The 18,256-nt window shown below is 55.8% G+C and carries 20 protein-coding genes; 9 read left to right on the top strand and 11 right to left on the bottom strand.

From position 1 onward, the window contains the following. Positions 1–233: 233 nt before the first annotated feature. Positions 234–1,007 carry a substrate-binding periplasmic protein gene (locus tag ACQYWX_RS29665; RefSeq protein WP_431687312.1) on the top strand — a complete coding sequence of 258 codons (774 nt, stop codon included), beginning with the start codon at positions 234–236 and terminating at the stop codon, positions 1,005–1,007. A 39-nt stretch (positions 1,008–1,046) separates the two neighbouring features. On the opposite strand, the gene ACQYWX_RS29660 is transcribed toward ACQYWX_RS29665, so the two are convergent. From ACQYWX_RS29660 to ACQYWX_RS29650, 3 genes are all read right to left on the bottom strand, one after another. After that, positions 1,047–2,147: an acyltransferase family protein gene (locus ACQYWX_RS29660; RefSeq protein ID WP_431687311.1), complete on the bottom strand. Its 1,101-nt coding sequence runs from the start codon at positions 2,145–2,147 to the stop codon at positions 1,047–1,049. A gap of 295 nt (positions 2,148–2,442) precedes the next feature. Beyond that, a complete protein-coding gene (locus ACQYWX_RS29655; RefSeq protein ID WP_216735952.1) occupies positions 2,443–3,333 on the bottom strand; it encodes an NAD(P)-dependent oxidoreductase in 891 nt (296 codons plus the stop codon). Between the two features lie 30 nt (positions 3,334–3,363). Then, a complete protein-coding gene (locus tag ACQYWX_RS29650) occupies positions 3,364–3,777 on the bottom strand; it encodes a VOC family protein (RefSeq protein ID WP_216735953.1) in 414 nt (137 codons plus the stop codon). 110 nt (positions 3,778–3,887) lie between these two features. Between ACQYWX_RS29650 and ACQYWX_RS29645 the strand changes: the two genes are divergently transcribed. Both ACQYWX_RS29645 and ACQYWX_RS29640 read left to right on the top strand, forming a co-directional pair. Further along, entirely contained in the window at positions 3,888–4,838 is a 951-nt protein-coding gene (locus ACQYWX_RS29645; RefSeq protein ID WP_216735954.1) for a LysR substrate-binding domain-containing protein, read from the top strand. Beyond that, on the top strand, positions 4,838–5,314 hold the full coding sequence (locus ACQYWX_RS29640) for a hypothetical protein (RefSeq protein ID WP_431687310.1): 477 nt from the start codon (positions 4,838–4,840) through the stop codon (positions 5,312–5,314). Before ACQYWX_RS29645 ends, ACQYWX_RS29640 begins: the two co-directional genes overlap by 1 nt. Here the strand turns inward: ACQYWX_RS29640 and ACQYWX_RS29635 are convergent. Next, positions 5,308–6,186 (bottom strand): substrate-binding periplasmic protein, encoded by an 879-nt coding sequence (locus tag ACQYWX_RS29635; protein WP_431687309.1) that lies wholly within the window; start codon positions 6,184–6,186, stop codon positions 5,308–5,310. The genes ACQYWX_RS29640 and ACQYWX_RS29635 overlap by 7 nt on opposite strands. Before the next feature lie 168 nt (positions 6,187–6,354). Here ACQYWX_RS29635 and ACQYWX_RS29630 point away from each other — a divergent pair, with 168 nt between their 5' ends. After that, positions 6,355–6,810, top strand: coding sequence for an N-acetyltransferase family protein (locus tag ACQYWX_RS29630; protein WP_431687308.1), 456 nt, complete (start codon positions 6,355–6,357; stop codon positions 6,808–6,810). Between the two features lie 8 nt (positions 6,811–6,818). On the opposite strand, the gene ACQYWX_RS29625 is transcribed toward ACQYWX_RS29630, so the two are convergent. Both ACQYWX_RS29625 and ACQYWX_RS29620 read right to left on the bottom strand, forming a co-directional pair. Then, positions 6,819–7,304, bottom strand: coding sequence for a hypothetical protein (locus tag ACQYWX_RS29625; protein ID WP_431687307.1), 486 nt, complete (start codon positions 7,302–7,304; stop codon positions 6,819–6,821). Further along, positions 7,249–7,584 (bottom strand): hypothetical protein, encoded by a 336-nt coding sequence (locus ACQYWX_RS29620; RefSeq protein ID WP_431687306.1) that lies wholly within the window; start codon positions 7,582–7,584, stop codon positions 7,249–7,251. The genes ACQYWX_RS29625 and ACQYWX_RS29620 overlap by 56 nt, the downstream gene beginning before the upstream one ends. A gap of 143 nt (positions 7,585–7,727) precedes the next feature. Between ACQYWX_RS29620 and ACQYWX_RS29615 the strand changes: the two genes are divergently transcribed. Beyond that, positions 7,728–9,284, top strand: coding sequence for a cryptochrome/photolyase family protein (locus ACQYWX_RS29615; protein ID WP_431687305.1), 1,557 nt, complete (start codon positions 7,728–7,730; stop codon positions 9,282–9,284). On the opposite strand, the gene ACQYWX_RS29610 is transcribed toward ACQYWX_RS29615, so the two are convergent. From ACQYWX_RS29610 to ACQYWX_RS29600, 3 genes are all read right to left on the bottom strand, one after another. Next, positions 9,285–9,734 carry a hypothetical protein gene (locus tag ACQYWX_RS29610; protein WP_216735960.1) on the bottom strand — a complete coding sequence of 150 codons (450 nt, stop codon included), beginning with the start codon at positions 9,732–9,734 and terminating at the stop codon, positions 9,285–9,287. 52 nt (positions 9,735–9,786) lie between these two features. Then, positions 9,787–10,206, bottom strand: coding sequence for a MarR family winged helix-turn-helix transcriptional regulator (locus ACQYWX_RS29605; RefSeq protein ID WP_431687304.1), 420 nt, complete (start codon positions 10,204–10,206; stop codon positions 9,787–9,789). A 72-nt stretch (positions 10,207–10,278) separates the two neighbouring features. After that, positions 10,279–11,157: a metal-dependent hydrolase gene (locus ACQYWX_RS29600; RefSeq protein ID WP_431687303.1), complete on the bottom strand. Its 879-nt coding sequence runs from the start codon at positions 11,155–11,157 to the stop codon at positions 10,279–10,281. Between the two features lie 163 nt (positions 11,158–11,320). On the opposite strand from ACQYWX_RS29600, the gene ACQYWX_RS29595 reads away from it, so the two are divergent. The 3 genes from ACQYWX_RS29595 to ACQYWX_RS29585 all read left to right on the top strand — a co-directional run bounded on the left by ACQYWX_RS29595 (position 11,321) and on the right by ACQYWX_RS29585 (position 15,944). Next, the gene (locus ACQYWX_RS29595) at positions 11,321–12,304 is read left to right on the top strand and encodes an AraC family transcriptional regulator (RefSeq protein ID WP_431687302.1); all 984 of its coding nucleotides are present in this window, start codon (positions 11,321–11,323) and stop codon (positions 12,302–12,304) included. A gap of 72 nt (positions 12,305–12,376) precedes the next feature. After that, positions 12,377–14,149 (top strand): gamma-glutamyltransferase, encoded by a 1,773-nt coding sequence (ggt, locus tag ACQYWX_RS29590; RefSeq protein WP_431687301.1) that lies wholly within the window; start codon positions 12,377–12,379, stop codon positions 14,147–14,149. 178 nt (positions 14,150–14,327) lie between these two features. After that, on the top strand, positions 14,328–15,944 hold the full coding sequence (locus ACQYWX_RS29585; protein ID WP_431687300.1) for an NINE protein: 1,617 nt from the start codon (positions 14,328–14,330) through the stop codon (positions 15,942–15,944). A gap of 19 nt (positions 15,945–15,963) precedes the next feature. On the opposite strand, the gene ACQYWX_RS29580 is transcribed toward ACQYWX_RS29585, so the two are convergent. Next, the gene (locus tag ACQYWX_RS29580) at positions 15,964–16,515 is read right to left on the bottom strand and encodes a TetR/AcrR family transcriptional regulator (protein WP_431687299.1); all 552 of its coding nucleotides are present in this window, start codon (positions 16,513–16,515) and stop codon (positions 15,964–15,966) included. Between the two features lie 131 nt (positions 16,516–16,646). Here ACQYWX_RS29580 and ACQYWX_RS29575 point away from each other — a divergent pair, with 131 nt between their 5' ends. Then, positions 16,647–17,087: a nuclear transport factor 2 family protein gene (locus ACQYWX_RS29575; RefSeq protein ID WP_279501017.1), complete on the top strand. Its 441-nt coding sequence runs from the start codon at positions 16,647–16,649 to the stop codon at positions 17,085–17,087. Positions 17,088–17,090: 3 nt separating this feature from the next. On the opposite strand, the gene ACQYWX_RS29570 is transcribed toward ACQYWX_RS29575, so the two are convergent. Further along, the gene (locus ACQYWX_RS29570; RefSeq protein ID WP_216735968.1) at positions 17,091–18,017 is read right to left on the bottom strand and encodes an isopenicillin N synthase family dioxygenase; all 927 of its coding nucleotides are present in this window, start codon (positions 18,015–18,017) and stop codon (positions 17,091–17,093) included. Between the last annotated feature and the right edge of the window lie 239 nt (positions 18,018–18,256).

Raw genomic sequence — 18,256 nt, 5'->3', positions numbered from 1 at the left:
TAGCCATATCTTTGCCTGTAAACGGCGTCCTGGGGATAGGACGTCGACGTTTGTTCGCTTCTGGTCTGGCAAGCCGCGAAGGCTGCGGAACCTTAATCCATAAGGGGTTAAAAAGCGGCGCGCAGGGGCATAGAATGGGTCAGGTTCAGGTCTAACATTCCCGGTCCGGATACCGCGTCAAACAAGACAATCCCGCGCCGGGGCAGCGCTTTCAGTCACAAGGGATATCGCTGATGATGACGAAAATTTCTGCTCTGATCAGACTGTCCGTCCGCCTCACATTGCTGTGTTTCGCTTTGGCGGGCGCCTGCCGCGCCGCGGACGACTTAAATATGATGACGGAGGACTACGCTCCGCTGAACTTTGCAGAGAACGGTCGTCTGCAAGGCGTATCTGTGGACCTGATGGAAGAGATGCTGCAGATTGCCGGTTACTCGCAAACCCGCGCCGATATGTTGTTGATGCCCTGGGCGCGGGCCTACACCCATGTGCAACAAAGCCGCAATGCGGTGCTGTTCGCCATGACCCGCACAGAACATCGCGATGGTCTGTTCAAATGGGTGGGACCGATTATCCCTTCTCACATTGTGATTACCGCTCGCCGTGATAAATCTCTGCGCGTTGCGTCTCTGCAGGATTTGAAGACGCTGCGCATCGCCACGGTGCGCGACGATATCGGCGAGCAGTTGTTACTCAATAACGGCGTGCCTGACAGCGCGCTGCGGCGCACCTCCAGCCCTCAGGTGGCCCTGGCGATGCTGAGCCTTGGACAGGTGGACGCCTGGGCATACGGCAGGTTGGGCGCAGCTTGGTACATCAAGCAGATGAAACTGAAACCGGGTGACTATGAAGAGATCTTTACTTTGAAAGATTCAGATCAGTATTTCGCGTTCAGCCTGCAGACGCCGGATGACGTGGTGCAGCGTTTTCAGCAGGCGCTGGATCAGCTGAAAAGCAACGGTCGCCATCAGGCCATTGTGAATCACTATGTGGAAGGGGCGTTGTAAACGGACCCGATGCGTTCGCCGCACCGGGCCTATTCGTTTTTAACGCTTCAACACCAGTGCGGAGAGGCGCGCCGCCCGCACATGGAAATCAGGCGCGGTGTAAAGAAAGGCCCCCGGGCCGCGATTGGTGAGGCTCCAGACGAACAGAGACAGCGCGGTGACGCCCAGGGTCGCCAGAGTGGGATACAGCGCGTACCAGCTGGTGACCGCCGCACTGCTGTCGAATACGCCGGCCTTGATCAGCGCCGGCGCCAGCCAGACATCAGCTATTTCTATAAATATTCGATGCAACACGTAAATTTGCAGTGTGTTTTTGCCCATCCAGCGCAACATTTTGAAATCCGCAATGGACTGTGTGAACGCGAACCCGATGACGCTGATGCTCACTAGCAGCAAGCTGGTGAACAGGAAGTGCTCCCAATGCAGCAGTTTCAAGCTCAAGGCCGCCAGTCCAAACACCGCTAGCAGGCCGATACTGCGCAGACTGATGCGGCTGAGCAGAGAAAACAGATGGCGGCCGTAGAAACAGCCCAGCCCGTAAAACACGCCATTGGCGATGATGCTTTTGGTAGGCCAATCATGGACGAAGTTTTGTCCGATAAAATGACCTGTCAGCAAAACCAGCATCGCCAGCGGCCAGCGATTGGACATCAGTTTGCAGATGGCGAAATACCAGGGTAGGGCGTAGAGATACCAAAGGCTGCTGGAACCGGTCAGGGTCAGGGCGATGAACTCCGCCGGATTAGAGGAATACAGCGCGTTGGTGACTTCTGTTAATTGCTTCTCGGAGCCTCCCACCCAGTTCACGATAGTGACTCCCAGCCATTGCAACTCGCCCCAGAGCACGAATAGAAAGACCAGATTGTAAATTCGCTTTTGCGCCACATCGCGCCATCGATACTGAGTGACGGCGCGGTGTACCAGAAAGCCGGAGATCATAAAAAACAGCGGCATGCGCAACGGCGCCAGATAGGTGCTCACCAAATGGTGAAAATGTTCAAACTTGACGGCGGTGGAGCTTAACTCAACTCCGGGCAAAGCATAGGAAGTAATAATGACGTGGTGAAGCACCACTAACAAAATACAAACGCCCTTTGCCGTATCAATCCAATCTATATTGTTTTTAGCTTGGTTCTCCATGATGTAATCCTTGTCCATAAATGGCGGTAAAATTGTGAAGATTTGGAAGGTAACAAAAAATTTTCATACGTCATATAAGCCATATATGGCATGTGTTAAAAGGTGAGTAAGTGCCCGCTTTTTTGAGGTTTTAACAAGATAGAAAGTCGTGTTTTGGGCGCTAAAAAATAGTTTCGAAATGACGTGAAAAAATGTGGCCGGCTTGGTTTTAAAGCGTGTGCAAGATGCGGTGTTATAACGGTGAAAAGTGCGAATTAAATCAGGGTTGAAGGGACAAAAAATCGACGAGGTGGACTTAGTTGAGCGCCCGCTCTCTCAGAATATCCACGACTTCCCGCAACGCCGGTTCGATTTGGGTGGGCGCGCTTTGATGGGGCGTCACCCACACTTTCGGGTGGCTCCATAACGGATGGGTGTCGGACAGGGGTTCCTGTTGGAATACATCCATCATGGCGCCGCGTAAATGGCCGTTGTCCAGGTGCTCCAGAAGCGCGTTTTCGTCCGTCACCGCACCGCGGGATACGCAAACCACGGCGGCCCCTTGCGGCAGGCGGGAGAGACGGTCCCGGTTCAGGAAGCTCTCCGTCGCTGAATTATGAGGCAGCATGTTGATGAGAATGTCGCATTGCCCGAGAAATTCATCCAGCGCCGTCTCACCGGCGAAAGTGGCGACGCCGGACAGTAGCTTGCCGCTGCGCGACCAGCCTGACGTTGGATATCCCAACTGACTCAGGTGTTGGGCGACTGCGCCTCCCAGACTGCCCAGTCCCAGTACGCCGACGCGGGTCTCCCGATTAGCGCGGTAAGGGCTGTTAGTCAGCCAGACTTTGTCCTGTTGCGCTTGCCGAAACTGGTCGAAGTTGCGTTGGAAATGCAGGACGGCGTAGGTGGCGTATTCCGACATCGCCTGACGCATGCCAGCGTCCCGCATACGCTCTACCGGTACCCCCGCGGGCAGGCGTAATTGTTGAAGCAGTCCGTCTATGCCTGCGCCCAGACCGATGACCAGTTTCAGGTTGCACGCCTGGGTCCAGTCCGTCAGAGTGGGGCGCCAGATAAGCAGAACATCGATCTCTTCGATAGCGACGTCTTCCGGCGCCAGCAGCTGGAATTCCGGGCTGATGGTTTGAGCGACTCGCCGCCACGCCAGCAGGTCGAATGCGGCGCTGTGAAATACGATGTTCATGAAGATCTCTACCGTTGTTTGGAAGCGGGATCAGGTTCTGAAAATATCTGCGTCGCTGTTGAAGTATTTAAACTCCAGCACGTTGCCGGACGGATCGCTGACAAAGAAGGTGCCTTGCTCACCGGGTTCGCCGACGAAACGGATTTTCGGCGCCAGCAGGAAGGTGTCGCAGCGTTCGGTAATGCGATCGCGCACTGTTTCCCATTCGCTTTTATCCAGAATAACGCCGAAATGCGGCACGCGGATGCTGTCGCCGTCAACGGCGTTGCGGCCGGCGTCTTCCTGAGGGCTTTCCACGAGATGGGCGGTAATCTGGTGGCCGAAGAAGTCAAAGTCGATCCAGCGCTCCGCGGTACGACCGATAGCGCAGCCGAAACGATCCACATAAAAGGCGCGGGCGGCGTCCAGATTCGTCACGGGAAAGGCCAGATGAAACGGCCGCATACATACCTCCTGAAATAAGTGATAATTGAGCTGTGTGCAATTATCACTGTGAAATTAACGATTAAAAAGCGATATTAACTCAATTTGGTTGAGATTTTCTCACTATGCGGATGCTGCCTCCCTTAAACGCGGTGCGTACGTTTGAATGCGCCGCCCGTCACCTCAGTTTCACCAAGGCCGCAGAAGAACTCTGTGTGACGCCCGGAGCCGTGAGCCGCGCTATCGCCGGGCTGGAGGAACGTCTGCAAACGCCGTTGTTCAGTCAGCACAAGCGCCGCCTGCAACTTACCGCCGCCGGACGCGCCTATCTGTTTCATGTCACACAGGCGTTGGATCGCCTGTCACTGGGCACAGATGAATTGCTGCAACATCGGGGCGAGGGCGGTCTGCTGACGATCGGCGCGTTGCCGACGTTGGGTTCCCGATGGTTGATTCCCAAGTTGCAGGATTTTCAGCGGCGTTATCCCAATATCTCGGTCGAAGTGAAGACGACGCCTTCCGATTTCTCCAAGGCGTTCACCGAATTGGACCTGAATGAACATGGTTTGGATGTGGCGCTGTATATCGGTCAGGGCGACTGGTCCGGCGTGCGGAGACATAAACTGTTCCAGGAGCGACTGCTGCCGGTGGCGGCGCCATCGCTGCGTGAGGAACTGGAGGCCTTGGGACGGGGCGAAGCTGACCCGGGTCGCCTGTTGTTGCATTCCACCCGGCCTCATGTGTGGGCTCACTGGTTCGAGGCGCAGGGCTTTGATTTCACTACGCCGACCTGGCGCGCCCGCTTTGAACATTACTACATGGTGATCGAGGCAGCGATGCATGGACTGGGCGTCGCCTTGCTGCCGGAAGTGCTGGTGGCGCAGGAACTACGCTCCGGCGCGCTGCTGGCGTTGAGTGAACGGAACTTGCCGCAAGCGGAAAACTACTATTTATTGCATCACCCGGCGCGTAGTGAGGAAAATAAAATCCGGGCGTTTAGGGACTGGTTGATGCGGACGGAATGCGCGAGAGAAAACCCCGTATTAAAGGGCAAACCTGCCGATGTAGAAAAGGATGGCTGATGAAAAACGTAGCGCTAAAAGGTTTAAAGGTGTTGCTGGGCTTACTGTGTATTCTCCCTACGACGATGATGTATATCTTTGGGTTTTCATTAGTGTTCTGGCATTCGATACGGAATGAACAGGGGGTGGATTTTGGCATTATGATCTTTTTCGCAGCGACCGGTCTCGGGTTACTGTCATTAGTATGGTTATGGATACGGCGCCCAAGTTATGTTCTGAGAAGTGTTCCGATATGGATATGGCTGGGTTTGATTGCTGGAAATGATGTTTTTATTTATATGCTTGGCGACACAGGCGGGCGGTCTTATCAACACTCCCTGGTTGGTCGGCTCATGGCGGGTGACTTTGACGTGCTGGTAGCCTTCTGGGTCGCGGGCGGAGGACCCGCGCTGTTCTCATGGTATTTGCTGTATAAGGCTTATAGGCATGGCGTGCGTCCATCTTCACAGGAGACCCCGGCTGCCCCTTCTCAATGAGCGGGAATCAGTCGACGGCTTTCCAGCTCTCCTTCGTATTCCAAGACCTCCCGGAAGCCGTGACGGGTATAAATATCCTGCAGGGTTCCGTCTTTTTTCACGGCTTTCAAGCCGGCGTTGAAAGCCGCCAGCTGGTCTTCATAGTCGGGCGCCTTTTTGGAAAACACCACGTACAGGAATTTGACCTCCAGGGGCGGCTCCAGAAAACGGAGGTCGCGCAGGTATTGCGGGTAGTTTTTTTCCAGCAGGTAGCGGGCGACGAATTTGTCGATGAAGATGAGTTGCACCCGGTTATAGAAGAGACGCTGCAAGTTGGTGAGGTCGTCGACGACGTCTTCCTTGTACAGGAAGGACGCGCTGTCAAAGGTGTCGGTGTTGATATAGCCGCGCACCACGCCGAATTTATACTGAGACAGCGCCTGTAGCGCCTCAAGCTGATTTCTTCTGGGGTCTACGCTGAACTGGATGTCGCTGTCGTTGCGTACATAAAAGCCTACCGGACCGCCGAGAAAGGGATCGGAGTAAACGAAATCCTCCAGGCGTGAAGAGGAGTAATATTCCGGGAACAGCGCATCCATTTCCCCTCGCTGGGTCATGTCCAGCGCCCGCGCCCAGGGCAGGAATTTGACGTTGGGCGTGTAGCCGCCGCGTTTGAACGCTTCCGTCACCAGTTCGTAGACGAATCCAAAATTACGCATCTCCTGGCCGACGTAAGGCTCCCAGTTGAGTGTGGCCAATGTGGTCGTCGGTCGTTGCGCCGCCATGACGGACGAAGACGGGAGCAGCAGGAGGGACAGCGTCAGCACGGCGATCGCGCGGCGCGCTGATCCTGATTGCAGTGGGAACCGTATCCAGTGAAAACGCCGTATCATCGGATTTCCGTCGTGGTGTTTTGATTTACGGGTGCGTTTTAAAGCTTAGGTGAGTCCGCCGTATTTGGCCAAAATCGGCGTCTCCCGTCGGCCTGCGTCGATGTGAGAAGACCGGACGGCGAGCAGCGGCCATCCGATCGGCTATGCTTGTTTGAGAGGTAGTAAACGATGAATGTAGTTTTGCGACCGGCCACGGCGGCTGACGCCGATACCGTGACTGATATTATGCTGGCGTCGCGAAAGAAGTTTCTGGCTTATGCTCCTATGGCCCACTCGGAACGGGAAGTCCGTGGTTGGGTGCGATATCTGTTGCTTCCCCGCGAGTCCGTGACGCTCGCCGTGGCGGATGAGCGCATCGCCGGATTTCTCTCGCTGGACAAAGGCGACCGCCTGACCTGGCTGACTCAGTTTTATCTCGCCCCTGACTTTGTCGGACGCGGCATTGGCTCGCAGCTGTTGACCCATGCGTTGTCACTGGCGTCGAAGCCGGTCAGGTTGCATTGTTTTCAGCAAAACCAGGACGCACGCCGCTTCTATGAACGCCACGGGTTTGTCCCAGTGCGCTTTACTGACGGCTCCGGCAATGAAGAACGTTGTCCCGACGTCCTTTATGAATTGGCGTAGCCGCGGCGTTATTCCTGTTCGCGCATCAGAAGAAACTGGCTGTACAGCACCACGCCGCCCCAGATGACTGCGGCAATCATGATCAACGAACCCAGTAAATGGGCGCCTTGGGCGATGCCATGGTCGAAGCGCAGCAGTCCGGTTTCCGTGAGCAGGTACTCCCAGTCATGGAAGCCGTATGGGGAGGAGTGGCCGAAGTTGCCGCCCAGCAATGGTAGTTGTCCCGCGCGCGCGTCGTTGATGTAGGGCGCCAGATCGAGAAAGTTTTCTCCGAACCACCAGGCGCACACGGCGGCCCCAAAGGTGTTGTGATGTTTGAACAGCAGAACGCCAAAACAGATGGCGGGCATGATCAGCTGGCCCAGACTGCCTCCCAGAGAGGCGATGAACTGTCCCAAGGGGCGAAAAATCACATGCCCGGCTTCGTGAAAAGGCAGATTAATCAGGTGAAGAAAGGACTCGCCCGCCGCGTTGGACGCGATGGAGGAGGTCATCAACCACAGTCCCCAGAGCGGCCAGCGCCGCCAACAGCAGCGCGCGTCCGCCGACGGAAATGGGATCAGGAGAGGCGTCGCCGGGATATAGCAAAATGTCCCGCCAGGAAACTTTCTCTTCCGCTTCTTCTGTTTCCTGCTCGGGTTCCTGCGCGGGATGTGGGCTGTCATGGGCCTGTTGCGGCGGGTGATATTTCAAATATTTTGCGAATACAATGCCGCAGCTTTCGCAGTCGACGTTGCTATCCCTCTGTTCAAACCCGCATTTGGGACATTTCATATACTGGCGTGATCTTTTCGTAAATAGGTTTTGTGATTCTAGGTCAGCAGAGATCCGAAGCAAGCGCCAGGGCGTAATCATGACAACCCGTTCGCAACACGCAGGCGAGGGGGCTTCATCGGTCAAGCCAGGTAGAGTGCATCATGCCCGCCCATGTTCATACGCTGAGGTTGTTGCTCGGCGATCAGCTCAACGCCGCCCACAGTTGGTTTCGGGAAACAGATCCGGGCGTCCTTTACGTGATCGCGGAGCTGCCTCAGGAAGTCGATTATGTCGTGCATCATGTGCAGAAAGTCTGCGCCTTCTTCGCCTCTATGCAGGCATTCGCCGATGCCCTGCGGAAGGCGGGCCATGAAGTGCTGCATCTGACCCTGGATGACACTCAGGAGTTCGCCGATTTGCCGGCGCTATTGAAGCATCTGTGCGAACGTTATCAAGTGCGCCGCTTTGAGTATCAGCGCCCGGACGAACACCGTCTGTTGCAGCAGATGGAACGACTGCAATTAGGGGAACGGATTGAAATTGCACGGGCGGACACGGAGCACTTTCTACTGCCTTTTGCGGAGATCTCGGATCATTTTGTGCGCGGCGAGCATCTCACCATGGAGAATTTTTATCGGCGCATGCGCAAGCGCTTTGACATTCTGATGCAGAACGGCGCGCCCTTGGGCGGCAAGTGGAATTTCGACAGCGAAAATCGCAATAAAATCAAAGCGGAGCAGTTGGCGGATATCCCCGATCCCCTGTGTTTCGATAATGATGTCAGCGCCATTCTCGAACGTCTGCGGCGACATGGGGCGAAGACTTTTGGCGTCGCCCATGAGCGTTTGCTGTGGCCGGTGACGCGGCGTCAGGCGCAGCAATTGCTGCAACACTTTTGCGAACGGTGTCTGCCTCAGTTCGGGCGCTATCAGGACGCCATGACCGACGCGGTGGAGGCGCAGTGGAGTTTGTATCACTCCCGGCTGTCATTCGCCTTGAATACCAAAATGTTGCATCCCATGCAGGTGATCCGCGCGGCGCTGGAACGTTATGAGCAGGCTAATGGAGACATTAGCCTGCCTCAGATCGAGGGCTTTGTGCGGCAGATTCTCGGTTGGCGTGAATACGTGCGTGGCGTTTACTGGGCGAATATGCCGGAATACATGCAAAGCAACGCGCTTGACGCAGGAAGACGCCTTCCCGGTTACTTCTGGGACGGCGACACCCATATGCGTTGCGTCAGCAAGGTGGTCGGGCAGTCGCTGCAATACGCCTACGCCCACCATATTCAACGTCTGATGGTGACGGGCAATTTCTGCCTGTTGACCGGGATCGATCCGGATCAGGTGGATGAATGGTATCTGGGCGTTTACGTAGACGCCATCGAATGGGTGGAAGCTCCCAACACCCGTGGCATGAGCCAGTTCGCCGACGGTGGTCTGATCGCCACCAAACCTTACGTCAGCGGCGGCGCATATATTCAGCGCATGAGCGATTACTGCAAAGGGTGCCGTTACGACGTCAAAGCCAAGACCGGCGCCAACGCCTGCCCCTTCAATAGCTTGTACTGGCGCTTTATTGAGCGGCATCGGGAACGGCTTCAGCATAACCCTCGGCTCACCATGATCTACCGGACCTGGGAGCGTTTCTCGCAAGAGCAGCGACGTGAGATCCTGGCGCAGGCGGAGGATTATCTGGAGCGGATCGAATCCCTGTGATCAGACGGCGGGTCGGCTGCGGCGGAACGGTTTCTTAATCGCCACCACCACAAGGGCCAGTATCAGCAGCACGTTAAACGCGCCGAACACCGCTTCCCGCAGCATGGCGTGATCGAAGACCTGATTGGCGTCGTTGACCGTCTCCAGGGATAGCAGAATGGCCGGATACACCATCAACTGGGCATTCAGGGCGATCAGAACAAACCCGGCGACTTTTATCCACAACCAGGTCGCTTTGGGCTTTCCAGACAACAGAATGCCGCTGAGGCCGGCGAGCCACATCGCCGGCAGCGTCAGCCAGCCGGTTCCGGCGGCGACCCATTCCCGGTTCAGCGTCAGGGCGCGTAAGTCATTTTCCGGCAGGATGGCCCCGAAGAAGATATAGGCGGCGATGCTGCCAAAGAACACGGCGATCGACAGTAGATGAACGGTTTTTAGTAAAGTTCTCACAAACAGACTCCTTTTTTTGTTAGTGCGCTAACTATATGCTTAAAAAAACGCCCTACGACATGTTTTTCAAAACGCGTCGCAAGTAGTCTTTGAATTGGGAAGCTTCTTCAGGCGTGAAGGCGTTTAACGCCCGCGCATTGATATCCTGGGCCAGAATCGGCAACTCATTCATCAACTCAACGCCCTTGGCGCTGATGTGTATCCGATAAGCGCGTTGATCGCTAGCGTCCGGGACTTTCAGGATCAGCCCTTTGGCGTCCAGCCGACGGATGATGCCCGACATGGTGGGGCGGTCGAAAAACAGCGATTTTCCCAGCTCGCTGATTTTCTGGCCGTCGTTTTGTCGCAACCGCGCCAGCACTGACCATTGTCCCGGCGTCAGATCATAGGGACGCAATGCCGTCTCCAGAGCGAATTTCATCTCTCCGGCGGTTTTGTTGAGCAGAAAACCCAGGCTGTCATCTAATTTCATGGCGCAGTATGTTAGTGCGCTAACAATATCACTGCAAGTAGAAGTTTAAATAGAGCCAGCCTTACAGCGATCTCAAGCCGCCTCTGTCGGGCGCTCATTATTGTTGAGCCAGCGCGCCACTTCCTCCCGGTCGTCCACTTCCCAGGGATGGAAGTCGCGACGTAAATAGCGCAGAAACTGAGGCAATGACTGACGCAGCACGCCGGGCTTGCCCCACAGGAAATTCAGTCCGTGCAGCCAGGTTTTCAGATCCCAGAATTTACCCTCCGTTTTCAGCATGGAGCAGGTGTTGAGAAAGGTGAAGCGGAAGAACTGGAAGGTGACGATCCAGAACGCCACGAAGCGCATCCGATAGAGGCCGACCTGGCTTTGATACACATCGAAGGCCACGGATTTATGCTCGATTTCCTCCACCGCATGCCAGCGCCATAACGCCTGCATGGTTGGGCTTGCGCCCGCCATCCAGTCTGGATTCTTCAATACGCCGTGAGCCAATACGGCGGTGTAGTGTTCGGCGGCGCAGGTCCCCGCCAGACGACGACTGCGTTTGAATCCGCCGACAAACTCCATGTGTTTGTGAAAGCGGGCGTTCATTTTGTCCAGGTTATAGCCGCGTTGCGCCAGAGCGTCGTTGTAGCGGGCGTGTTCCCGGCTATGCATGCCTTCCTGACCGATAAATCCCCGAATGTGCTGCTGCAGTTGGGGATCTTTCACATTTTTGCGGTAGTCGCGCACGGCCTTGATGAACAGATGCTCGCCCTCGGGAAATTGCAGGGAGAGCGCATTGAAGAATGCGGTTTTAAATGCGTCGCCGCCATGCCAGAGCGTGCTGAGTTCGGCGTCCACGTCGAAGCTCAGATTGCGCGGCTCGACGTTGATCTCCGGCGGCGTGCGGCTGTCGCCTTCTCCCGCTGCGGAGTGGCGTTCTGTGGTGCTGTGTTCCATTGTCATGACGGCGTCTCCCGTTGACCCAAGTGATCTGATTACAATCTATAACTAGGCGCGGCTCGCAAACAGGTTGCGGCCCATCGAATAGCGGGTCATTCTTTGTCACAACGACAGACTCGGCGCCGGACGCCGCCAACAACAATAAACCTGAGCGGATAAAGCTGTCATGAGAGGTCATTACGTTGCAGCGTTGATCGACTTGTTAGTGGAGCGAGGCGTTGATCGCGCGGAATTTTTGCAGGATTGCCAGTTACAGGAAGACGAACTCAATGCGGACACCCTGATCGACCAACGGCGCCTGGAGCGGGTGACCCGCCTGGCGGCGGAGCGGGTGCAGGAGACCGGCATTGGTCTGCTGGTGGGGCGACGTCTGAATATCAACACTCATGGCGCGCTGGGATACGCCGCCATGGCCAGCGCCAGCTATGAACAGGCGCTGCAACTGTTGGTGAAGTTCTACAGCGTGCAGGCGCCCAAGGCGTATTTTGAATTGCGGACTTGCGACGGCTATTACGAGCTGGCCTGCGAGTCCAGTTTCACGCTGCCGGAGCGGCCCTGGGTGACCACCGAATTTCTGATCAGCAGCATCTACACTTCCACGGAATTTCTCCTGAGCGGGCGCATGCAGGGCGTGGAAATCCATCTTGGTTATGCGGAGCCGCCTCACGTGGCCTTGTATAGAGAGATGTTTCAGGCGCCGGTGCGGTTTCAGCAGACCTTTACCGGCATCCTTATTCCCTTCAGCGTGGCGCGGCAGCCGCTGCCCTCGGCGGACCCCCTGGCGGCGAGCCTGTTCACCAAACGCTGTGAGTCCATCCAGCATGATGACCGGGATGAACAGCTGCCGCGACGGGTGAAGGAAATGCTGTACGCCGGCGCAGGAGAATTCCCCAGCCAGACTGAACTCGCCTCGCGATTGCACATGAGCGTGAGCACCCTGCACCGTAAGTTGGCGGAGCAGGGCGCAACCTACAAAGCGCTGCTGGCGGAAGTGAAAAAAGAACTGGCGCTGCAGCACTTGCGGGACAGTCGTCTGACCGTGGATGAAATCGCGCAGTTACTGGGCTTCAGCGACGCTTCCAATTTCCGTCGGGCCTTCGTCGGCTGGACCGGCGAGACGCCCAGTGAATTTCGCAAACGATGCTTGTAGGCGCTTGTTATTACTGGCATGTTATTGGCGTACAAGAACGGCATTGTCCATTCACCAATAAGGAATGTTGTTATGCTAAGCGAAACAAAAAAAATAACTGACGCTCGCCTTTTTGGCTTCAAGTCTCTCGTAACTATCCTCTCGAAACCTTTCCTACTCACCCTGACTCTGGCGGTCGCGGCGCCCACCAACGCTGAATTCATTCTGGAGGGAGACCGTAGCGTTCCCACGGAAGCGCATCACGGCATGGTGGCCACCAGCCATACACTGGCGACGGAAGAAGCATTGAGGGTGTTGAAAAACGGCGGCAACGCCATCGACGCAGCAGTGACCGCCGCTTTCGCGCTGGCGGTGACGCAACCCCGTTCCGGCAATATTGGCGGCGGCGGCTTCATGCTGATCTCCTCGGAAAGCCGCAACGAAGTGATTGCTATCGATTACCGGGAAAAAGCGCCGGCGGCCGCCTCCCGGGATATGTATCTGAACAAGGACGGCGACGCGGACAGCAATCTGAGTCGCTTCTCACACAAAGCGGCGGGCGTGCCCGGCACAGTGGCGGGATTGGCGCTGGCCCTGGAGAAATACGGCACGATCTCTCTGCAGGAAGCTTTGGCCCCGGCGATCCGGCTGGCGGAGGAAGGCTTTATCGTCACGCCCCGCTTCAGTCATGGGGTGAAAGACAGCGCCGAAAGACTGGGCAAATGGGACTCTTCCCGCAAAGTGTTTTTCAAAGCGGACGGCTCTTTCTACGAACCCGGCGACCGCTTTATCCAGAAAGACTTGGCGGCGACCCTGAAACGCATTTCCGAGAAAGGCGTTAAAGGCTTTTATGAGGGCGAAACCGCCAAGCTGATCGTGGAGGAAATGAAGCGCGGCGGCGGACTGATTACGCTGGAAGACCTGAAGAGTTATCAGCCGGTTATGCGCGAGCCCGTTCACGGGACCTACCGGGGCTTTGATATTTATTCCATGAGCCCGCCCAGCTCCGGCGGCATCCATGTGATTCAGATTCTGAACATTCTGGAAGGCTATCCCATCGGCTACCTCGGGCATAACTCTGCACAAACGATTCATCTGATGGCGGAAGCCATGAAGCGCGCCTATGCAGATCGCTCCAAGTACCTGGGCGATCCCGACTTTGTGGAAGTGCCGCAGAAAGGGCTGATGTCCAAAGACTACGCGGCGAAGCAGCGTAAAGACATCCCCATGAACCGCGCCACGCCCAGCTCTACGCTGGCGCCGGACAACCCCCTGCCTTATGAAAGCAATGAGACCACCCACTTCTCCGTCGCCGACAACAAGGGCAATGCGGTGTCCACCACCTACACCATCAACTTCAGCTACGGATCGCATATTGTGGTCGATGGCGCTGGCTTCCTGTTGAACAACGAAATGGATGACTTCAGCGCCAAACCGGGCGTGCCCAACGCCTATGGTTTGCTGGGCGGCGAGGCCAACAAGATCGAAGGCAATAAGCGCATGCTCAGCTCCATGTCGCCGACCATCGTGAAAAACAAAGGCAAGAACTTCCTGATTACCGGCAGTCCCGGCGGCTCTCGCATCATCACCACGACCTTGCAGGTGATCATGAATGTCATCGACCATCACCTGAATATTCAGGCGGCGGTGAACGCGCCCCGTATTCACCACCAGTGGTCGCCAGATGAGATCCGGGTGGAAGAAGGTCTCAGCCCCGATACCGTGAAGCTGCTGGAAGGAATGGGGCATGCAGTGAATCAGAAGGCGGCGATGGGCGCCAGCCAGAGCATTCTCATTGATGAGAATGGCGTGTTTTTCGGCGCCGCCGACCCCCGTCGCAGCACATCCTCCGCCATGGGTTTTTGACCCTTCGGGCTTTTAAACTATCCTTACATCCTAGTACTATGCGCCGCTTTTTCTTAACGAAGAAGCGGACGCTTCTCCCATCTCAGTTTTGACCACCACGTCGTAGAACGAACTCAGGATGGTCGTATAATAGCGTAGTATCAATCACTTAGCGGCTGTAAGGCTGACAGGAATAGTCGTGTCTGAATTAAAATTCGATGTTGTTTTATTGGGGCAGTGCCAGCAGGGCATGAACCCAGATGATGTAATAAACAAACTGGCCGCCTTGTTCAGGACGGATGTGGACAAGGTGGAAAAAATGATGGTGAAGAGCCGTCATGTGATCAAGAAAGGCGTTGATGGCGCCACCGCCAGAAAATATAAAACCGCGATAGAGCAGGCCGGCGGCGTGTGTGAACTGGTCAAGAGCGCCGCCGCGCCAGTGCAGAAAGAACCGCCCATGCGCGCAGCGCCTGCGCCCAAGCCTGCCGCCGCCAAGTCCGCTGAGCCGATAAGGGCGACGGCCAATGATGCGGTGGCGAACGCCTACCGTGCGCCTGTTGCGCCGGTAGTGAAAGATCAAATCGTTTATTGTCGTCAGTGCGGAGCGCATATCTCCGCCACTTTGAGCGAGTGCCCTCATTGTCACGCCAAACAATCCCCCACCAGCTCCAAGAGCAAAGTGACGGCGGGGCTGCTGGCGTTTTTCCTGGGCGGACTGGGCGTGCACCGCTTCTATCTGGGGCAATGGTGGGGCATTTTCTATATGTTGTTCTGGTTTACCTGGATTCCCAGCATAGTGTCGTTGATTGAGGCGATCGTCTTTTTTGCGTCGTCGGAAGACAGATGGCAGGAAAAATACGGTCAGGTTCGCGGCGGCGGCGCGGCTATGATTGTCGCGGCGGTTGTCGGGTTATTTGTAATGGTGGCCTTTATCGGCATCTTGGCGGCGGTAGCGATCCCCGCTTATCAAGACTACATAGCGCGCTCTCAAGTCCAGACCTCTATGCCGTTTGTTAAGGAAAACCAGGACAAAGTCAGCGCTTTTATCCAGCGTACGGGCTTCTATCCCAACCAGAACCTGGATGCGGGGTTGCCTGAGGAGCTGCGCGATAAAGTCGCCAGTATTCAGCTGCAACAAAACGCCCGCATGGTCGTGACATACGACATCAAGAGCCTGCGTGAAAATAACACCATTGACTGGATTCCGGCGGAAAGGAACGGTCAGATTGAATGGTCCTGTATGGAAGGCTCCATGCCGGATCAATACCGCCCGACTATATGTCGGGGCGGAAGCCACACCAGCAGCGGAGACCGGCGCGTCTCCGCCGCGTCGGAGGCATTGGACAAGGTGCTGCGCAGCGCTGACGGGCGTCTGTCCCTCAGCGTGCCCGGACGCTGGAAGAAAATGGATGACCTGAATGAAGAGGCGTCTCTGGGAGTCGGCAACTTGTTCGATGACGCCTATGCGCTGATTCTGGAAGAGTCCCGCGTTGATTTTGAAGACGGCTATACATTGACGGACTATTCCGAACTCATTGTGTCCCTGATGCAGGAATCCCTGGAAAATCCCCGCACGCTGGGAGAGTGGAGCCCGGTAGAAATCAATGGCCTGCCTGCGCGCCAGGTGGCGCTGACCGGCTCGACCGGAGGCGTCAAAGTGACCTACCTGATCACCACAGTGATGGGCGACGCGCACTTTTATCAGGTGCTGGGTTGGACGCTGGCGTCCCGCTACGACAGTAAAAGCGAGGTGCTGCAAGCCGTCGCGGCCAGCTTCAAGGAGCGCAAGAATAACGGTCCGGTGGCCAACTGACGCGATCCGGCTTTTCGACTCAGACGCGTAATATCGCCGCGCATAAAGCCCGCGCCGTCTGGGCGTAATCCGCGTCGCCAAAGCACTGGGCGCGAATGATAGCGCCGTCGATCAGCACCCCAATCTGCCGCGCCAGACTCTCATCCTCCACGCCTGCCTCTTTCAGCCACTGGGCGACTTTCTCATCCATATCCTGCTTATGTCGCCGCGCCAGCTCCCGTTCCGGCTCCTGAGCGTCATAGATCTCCGCCGTCACATTTAAAAACGCGCAGCCGCGAAACTCAGGGTCGTCGAACCATTCCCGTAAGGCGTCGAAGATGCCCAGCACCCGCTCTTTACCTGGAGCGTTGAGCGCTTCCACTCTGTCGGTGAACCATTGCATCCAGCGTTGGTGACGCTCCTGCAATGCATCCATCACCACATCCTGCTTGCTGGGGAAATGCTTGTAGAAGGTGCGTTTGGCCACCTCGGATTCCTGAATCACCTGATCCACCTGAGTGGCGCGAAGCCCTTGCTTATAAAATAGGCGATAGGCGCTTTCGATAATTTTTTCTCGTGCTGAAACTTTCATAATCAATCACTTAACAAATAAGTAGACGAATTTGTCTACTTTCTGATTGCAAAGGTAGACTGGTTTGTCTACTCTCTCCTGCGTAAGTAGACAATATAGTCTACTTTTTGATGAAAACAGAGAGGCAATTCATGTTTATTGAAAGAGACGGCAAGCAGATTCCAGTTCCTCCTTTTACCGAAGCGTCCGCCCGCGCCAAGGTGAAAATGGCGGAAGACGCCTGGAATAGCTGTAATCCAGAGGTGGTTGCATTGGGATATACGGAAGATTCGGAGTGGCGTAATCGCGCTGAATTTTTCCAGGGACGTGAGCGCATACGTGAGTTCTTGACCCGTAAATGGGAGCGGGAAACCCGTTACAAACTGATGAAGGAGTTATGGTGCTATCAGGACAATCGCATTTCCGTGCGCTTTGAGTATGAGTGGTATGACGCAGAGGCGGGGAGATGGATGCGCACCCATGGTAATGAGCACTGGGAGTTCAATGCAGAGGGACTGATGGCGCGGCGCGATATGAGCGCCAATGATTACGCCATCAACCCCTCAGAACTGCGTTACGCAGTGGCTGGCTGAGAGTTACTTCTTCAGCAGACCGATCTGGCGCAGACGCTCAACCAGATAGTCGTGAGACAGAATAGGTTCGTCGCGCACCGGATTCTCTTCGGTGACGCACTGCGGCAGAGCGGTCAGCCACACGTCCGGATTGGGATGCACGAAGAACGGAATCGAGTAACGGCTGTGTTTGGACGCCTCGCCTTTGGGATTCACCACGCGGTGAGTGGTGGAAGGCAGTACGTGGTTGGTCATGCGTTGCAGCATGTCGCCGACGTTACAGATGATAGTGCCTTCGATCATGGAGATCGGCGTCCACTCGCCCTTCTTGCTCAACACTTCCAGGCCTTCCTGCTCGGAACCGACCAGCAGAGTGATCAGGTTGATGTCTTCGTGAGCGGCGGCGCGCACGTTAGGCAGGGAATCATCATTGATCGGCGGATAGTGCAGGGGACGCAGAATACTGTTGCCGAAATTGATTTTCTCACGGAAGAAGTTTTCGTCTTCACCCAGGAATAATGCGAAGGCGGACAACATGCGGTTGGACAGGTTATCCAGAGCCTGATACATCTCCAGCATGGCGGACTTGAAGTCCGGCAGTTCTTCCGGCCATACGTTGGGGATCAGTTGCTCGTAAGGCGGCTCGCCTTGCACTTCCCGGCCCACATGCCAGAACTCTTTCAGGTCCACCACGGCGGCGTCTTTGGCGATTTCTGTGCCGAACGGGGTATAACCGCGTGCGCCGTAGTTATCCAGGAAGTATTTTTTCTTCACCTCTTCCGGCAATGCGAAGAATTTCTCCGCGGCGCGCAGGGCGTTGAAGATAGTTTCTTTAGGTACGCCGTGTCCGGTAATTCCCGCAAAGCCCCATTCTTTATATGCGGCCCCTAGATCGGCCAAAAACGCCTGCCGGTCTGAGTCAAACCGGGAAATATCGAGAACTGGTATCATAAGAAAACCCTTCTGTTTAACTGTTATTGTTAGCGGGAGTGTAATAGAAAACTCGACCATTTGGTTAAGAAATTTAAAACTGCCGCTTAAAACTTGCGATGCGTCAAACCCGGCGCACAGGAATGCGGCGGCGGTGAAAACACCCGCCTCATTGGGGCGGGCCGCCAGGGTGACGGACAAATCGGGGGCGCAATTTTAAGCGTCCGTCTTTGGATTTACTAACACTTCTTGAGCAATTG

The sequence above is a fragment of the Hahella sp. NBU794 genome (genome assembly GCF_050749805.1).
GTDB lineage: Bacteria > Pseudomonadota > Gammaproteobacteria > Pseudomonadales > Oleiphilaceae > Hahella.
Note: the sequence above shows the minus strand (reverse complement) of the source record. Positions and strands in the feature narration are given on the sequence as shown.

Bases quoted from the DNA above. Each gene is read 5' to 3' on its own strand.
- ACQYWX_RS29615 (WP_431687305.1), top strand. From the start codon at position 7,728: ATGCCCGCCCATGTTCATACGCTGAGGTTGTTGCTCGGCGATCAGCTC.
- ACQYWX_RS29580 (WP_431687299.1), bottom strand. From the start codon at position 16,515: ATGAAAGTTTCAGCACGAGAAAAAATTATCGAAAGCGCCTATCGCCTA.
- ACQYWX_RS29570 (WP_216735968.1), bottom strand. From the start codon at position 18,017: ATGATACCAGTTCTCGATATTTCCCGGTTTGACTCAGACCGGCAGGCG.
- ACQYWX_RS29595 (WP_431687302.1), top strand. From the start codon at position 11,321: ATGAGAGGTCATTACGTTGCAGCGTTGATCGACTTGTTAGTGGAGCGA.
- ACQYWX_RS29630 (WP_431687308.1), top strand. From the start codon at position 6,355: ATGAATGTAGTTTTGCGACCGGCCACGGCGGCTGACGCCGATACCGTG.
- ACQYWX_RS29640 (WP_431687310.1), top strand. From the start codon at position 4,838: ATGAAAAACGTAGCGCTAAAAGGTTTAAAGGTGTTGCTGGGCTTACTG.
- ACQYWX_RS29650 (WP_216735953.1), bottom strand. From the start codon at position 3,777: ATGCGGCCGTTTCATCTGGCCTTTCCCGTGACGAATCTGGACGCCGCC.
- ACQYWX_RS29600 (WP_431687303.1), bottom strand. From the start codon at position 11,157: ATGACAATGGAACACAGCACCACAGAACGCCACTCCGCAGCGGGAGAA.
- ACQYWX_RS29660 (WP_431687311.1), bottom strand. From the start codon at position 2,147: ATGGAGAACCAAGCTAAAAACAATATAGATTGGATTGATACGGCAAAG.
- ACQYWX_RS29665 (WP_431687312.1), top strand. From the start codon at position 234: ATGATGACGAAAATTTCTGCTCTGATCAGACTGTCCGTCCGCCTCACA.
- ACQYWX_RS29625 (WP_431687307.1), bottom strand. From the start codon at position 7,304: ATGACCTCCTCCATCGCGTCCAACGCGGCGGGCGAGTCCTTTCTTCAC.
- ACQYWX_RS29645 (WP_216735954.1), top strand. From the start codon at position 3,888: ATGCTGCCTCCCTTAAACGCGGTGCGTACGTTTGAATGCGCCGCCCGT.
- ACQYWX_RS29635 (WP_431687309.1), bottom strand. From the start codon at position 6,186: ATGATACGGCGTTTTCACTGGATACGGTTCCCACTGCAATCAGGATCA.
- ACQYWX_RS29655 (WP_216735952.1), bottom strand. From the start codon at position 3,333: ATGAACATCGTATTTCACAGCGCCGCATTCGACCTGCTGGCGTGGCGG.
- ACQYWX_RS29605 (WP_431687304.1), bottom strand. From the start codon at position 10,206: ATGAAATTAGATGACAGCCTGGGTTTTCTGCTCAACAAAACCGCCGGA.
- ACQYWX_RS29620 (WP_431687306.1), bottom strand. From the start codon at position 7,584: ATGAAATGTCCCAAATGCGGGTTTGAACAGAGGGATAGCAACGTCGAC.
- ggt (WP_431687301.1), top strand. From the start codon at position 12,377: ATGCTAAGCGAAACAAAAAAAATAACTGACGCTCGCCTTTTTGGCTTC.
- ACQYWX_RS29575 (WP_279501017.1), top strand. From the start codon at position 16,647: ATGTTTATTGAAAGAGACGGCAAGCAGATTCCAGTTCCTCCTTTTACC.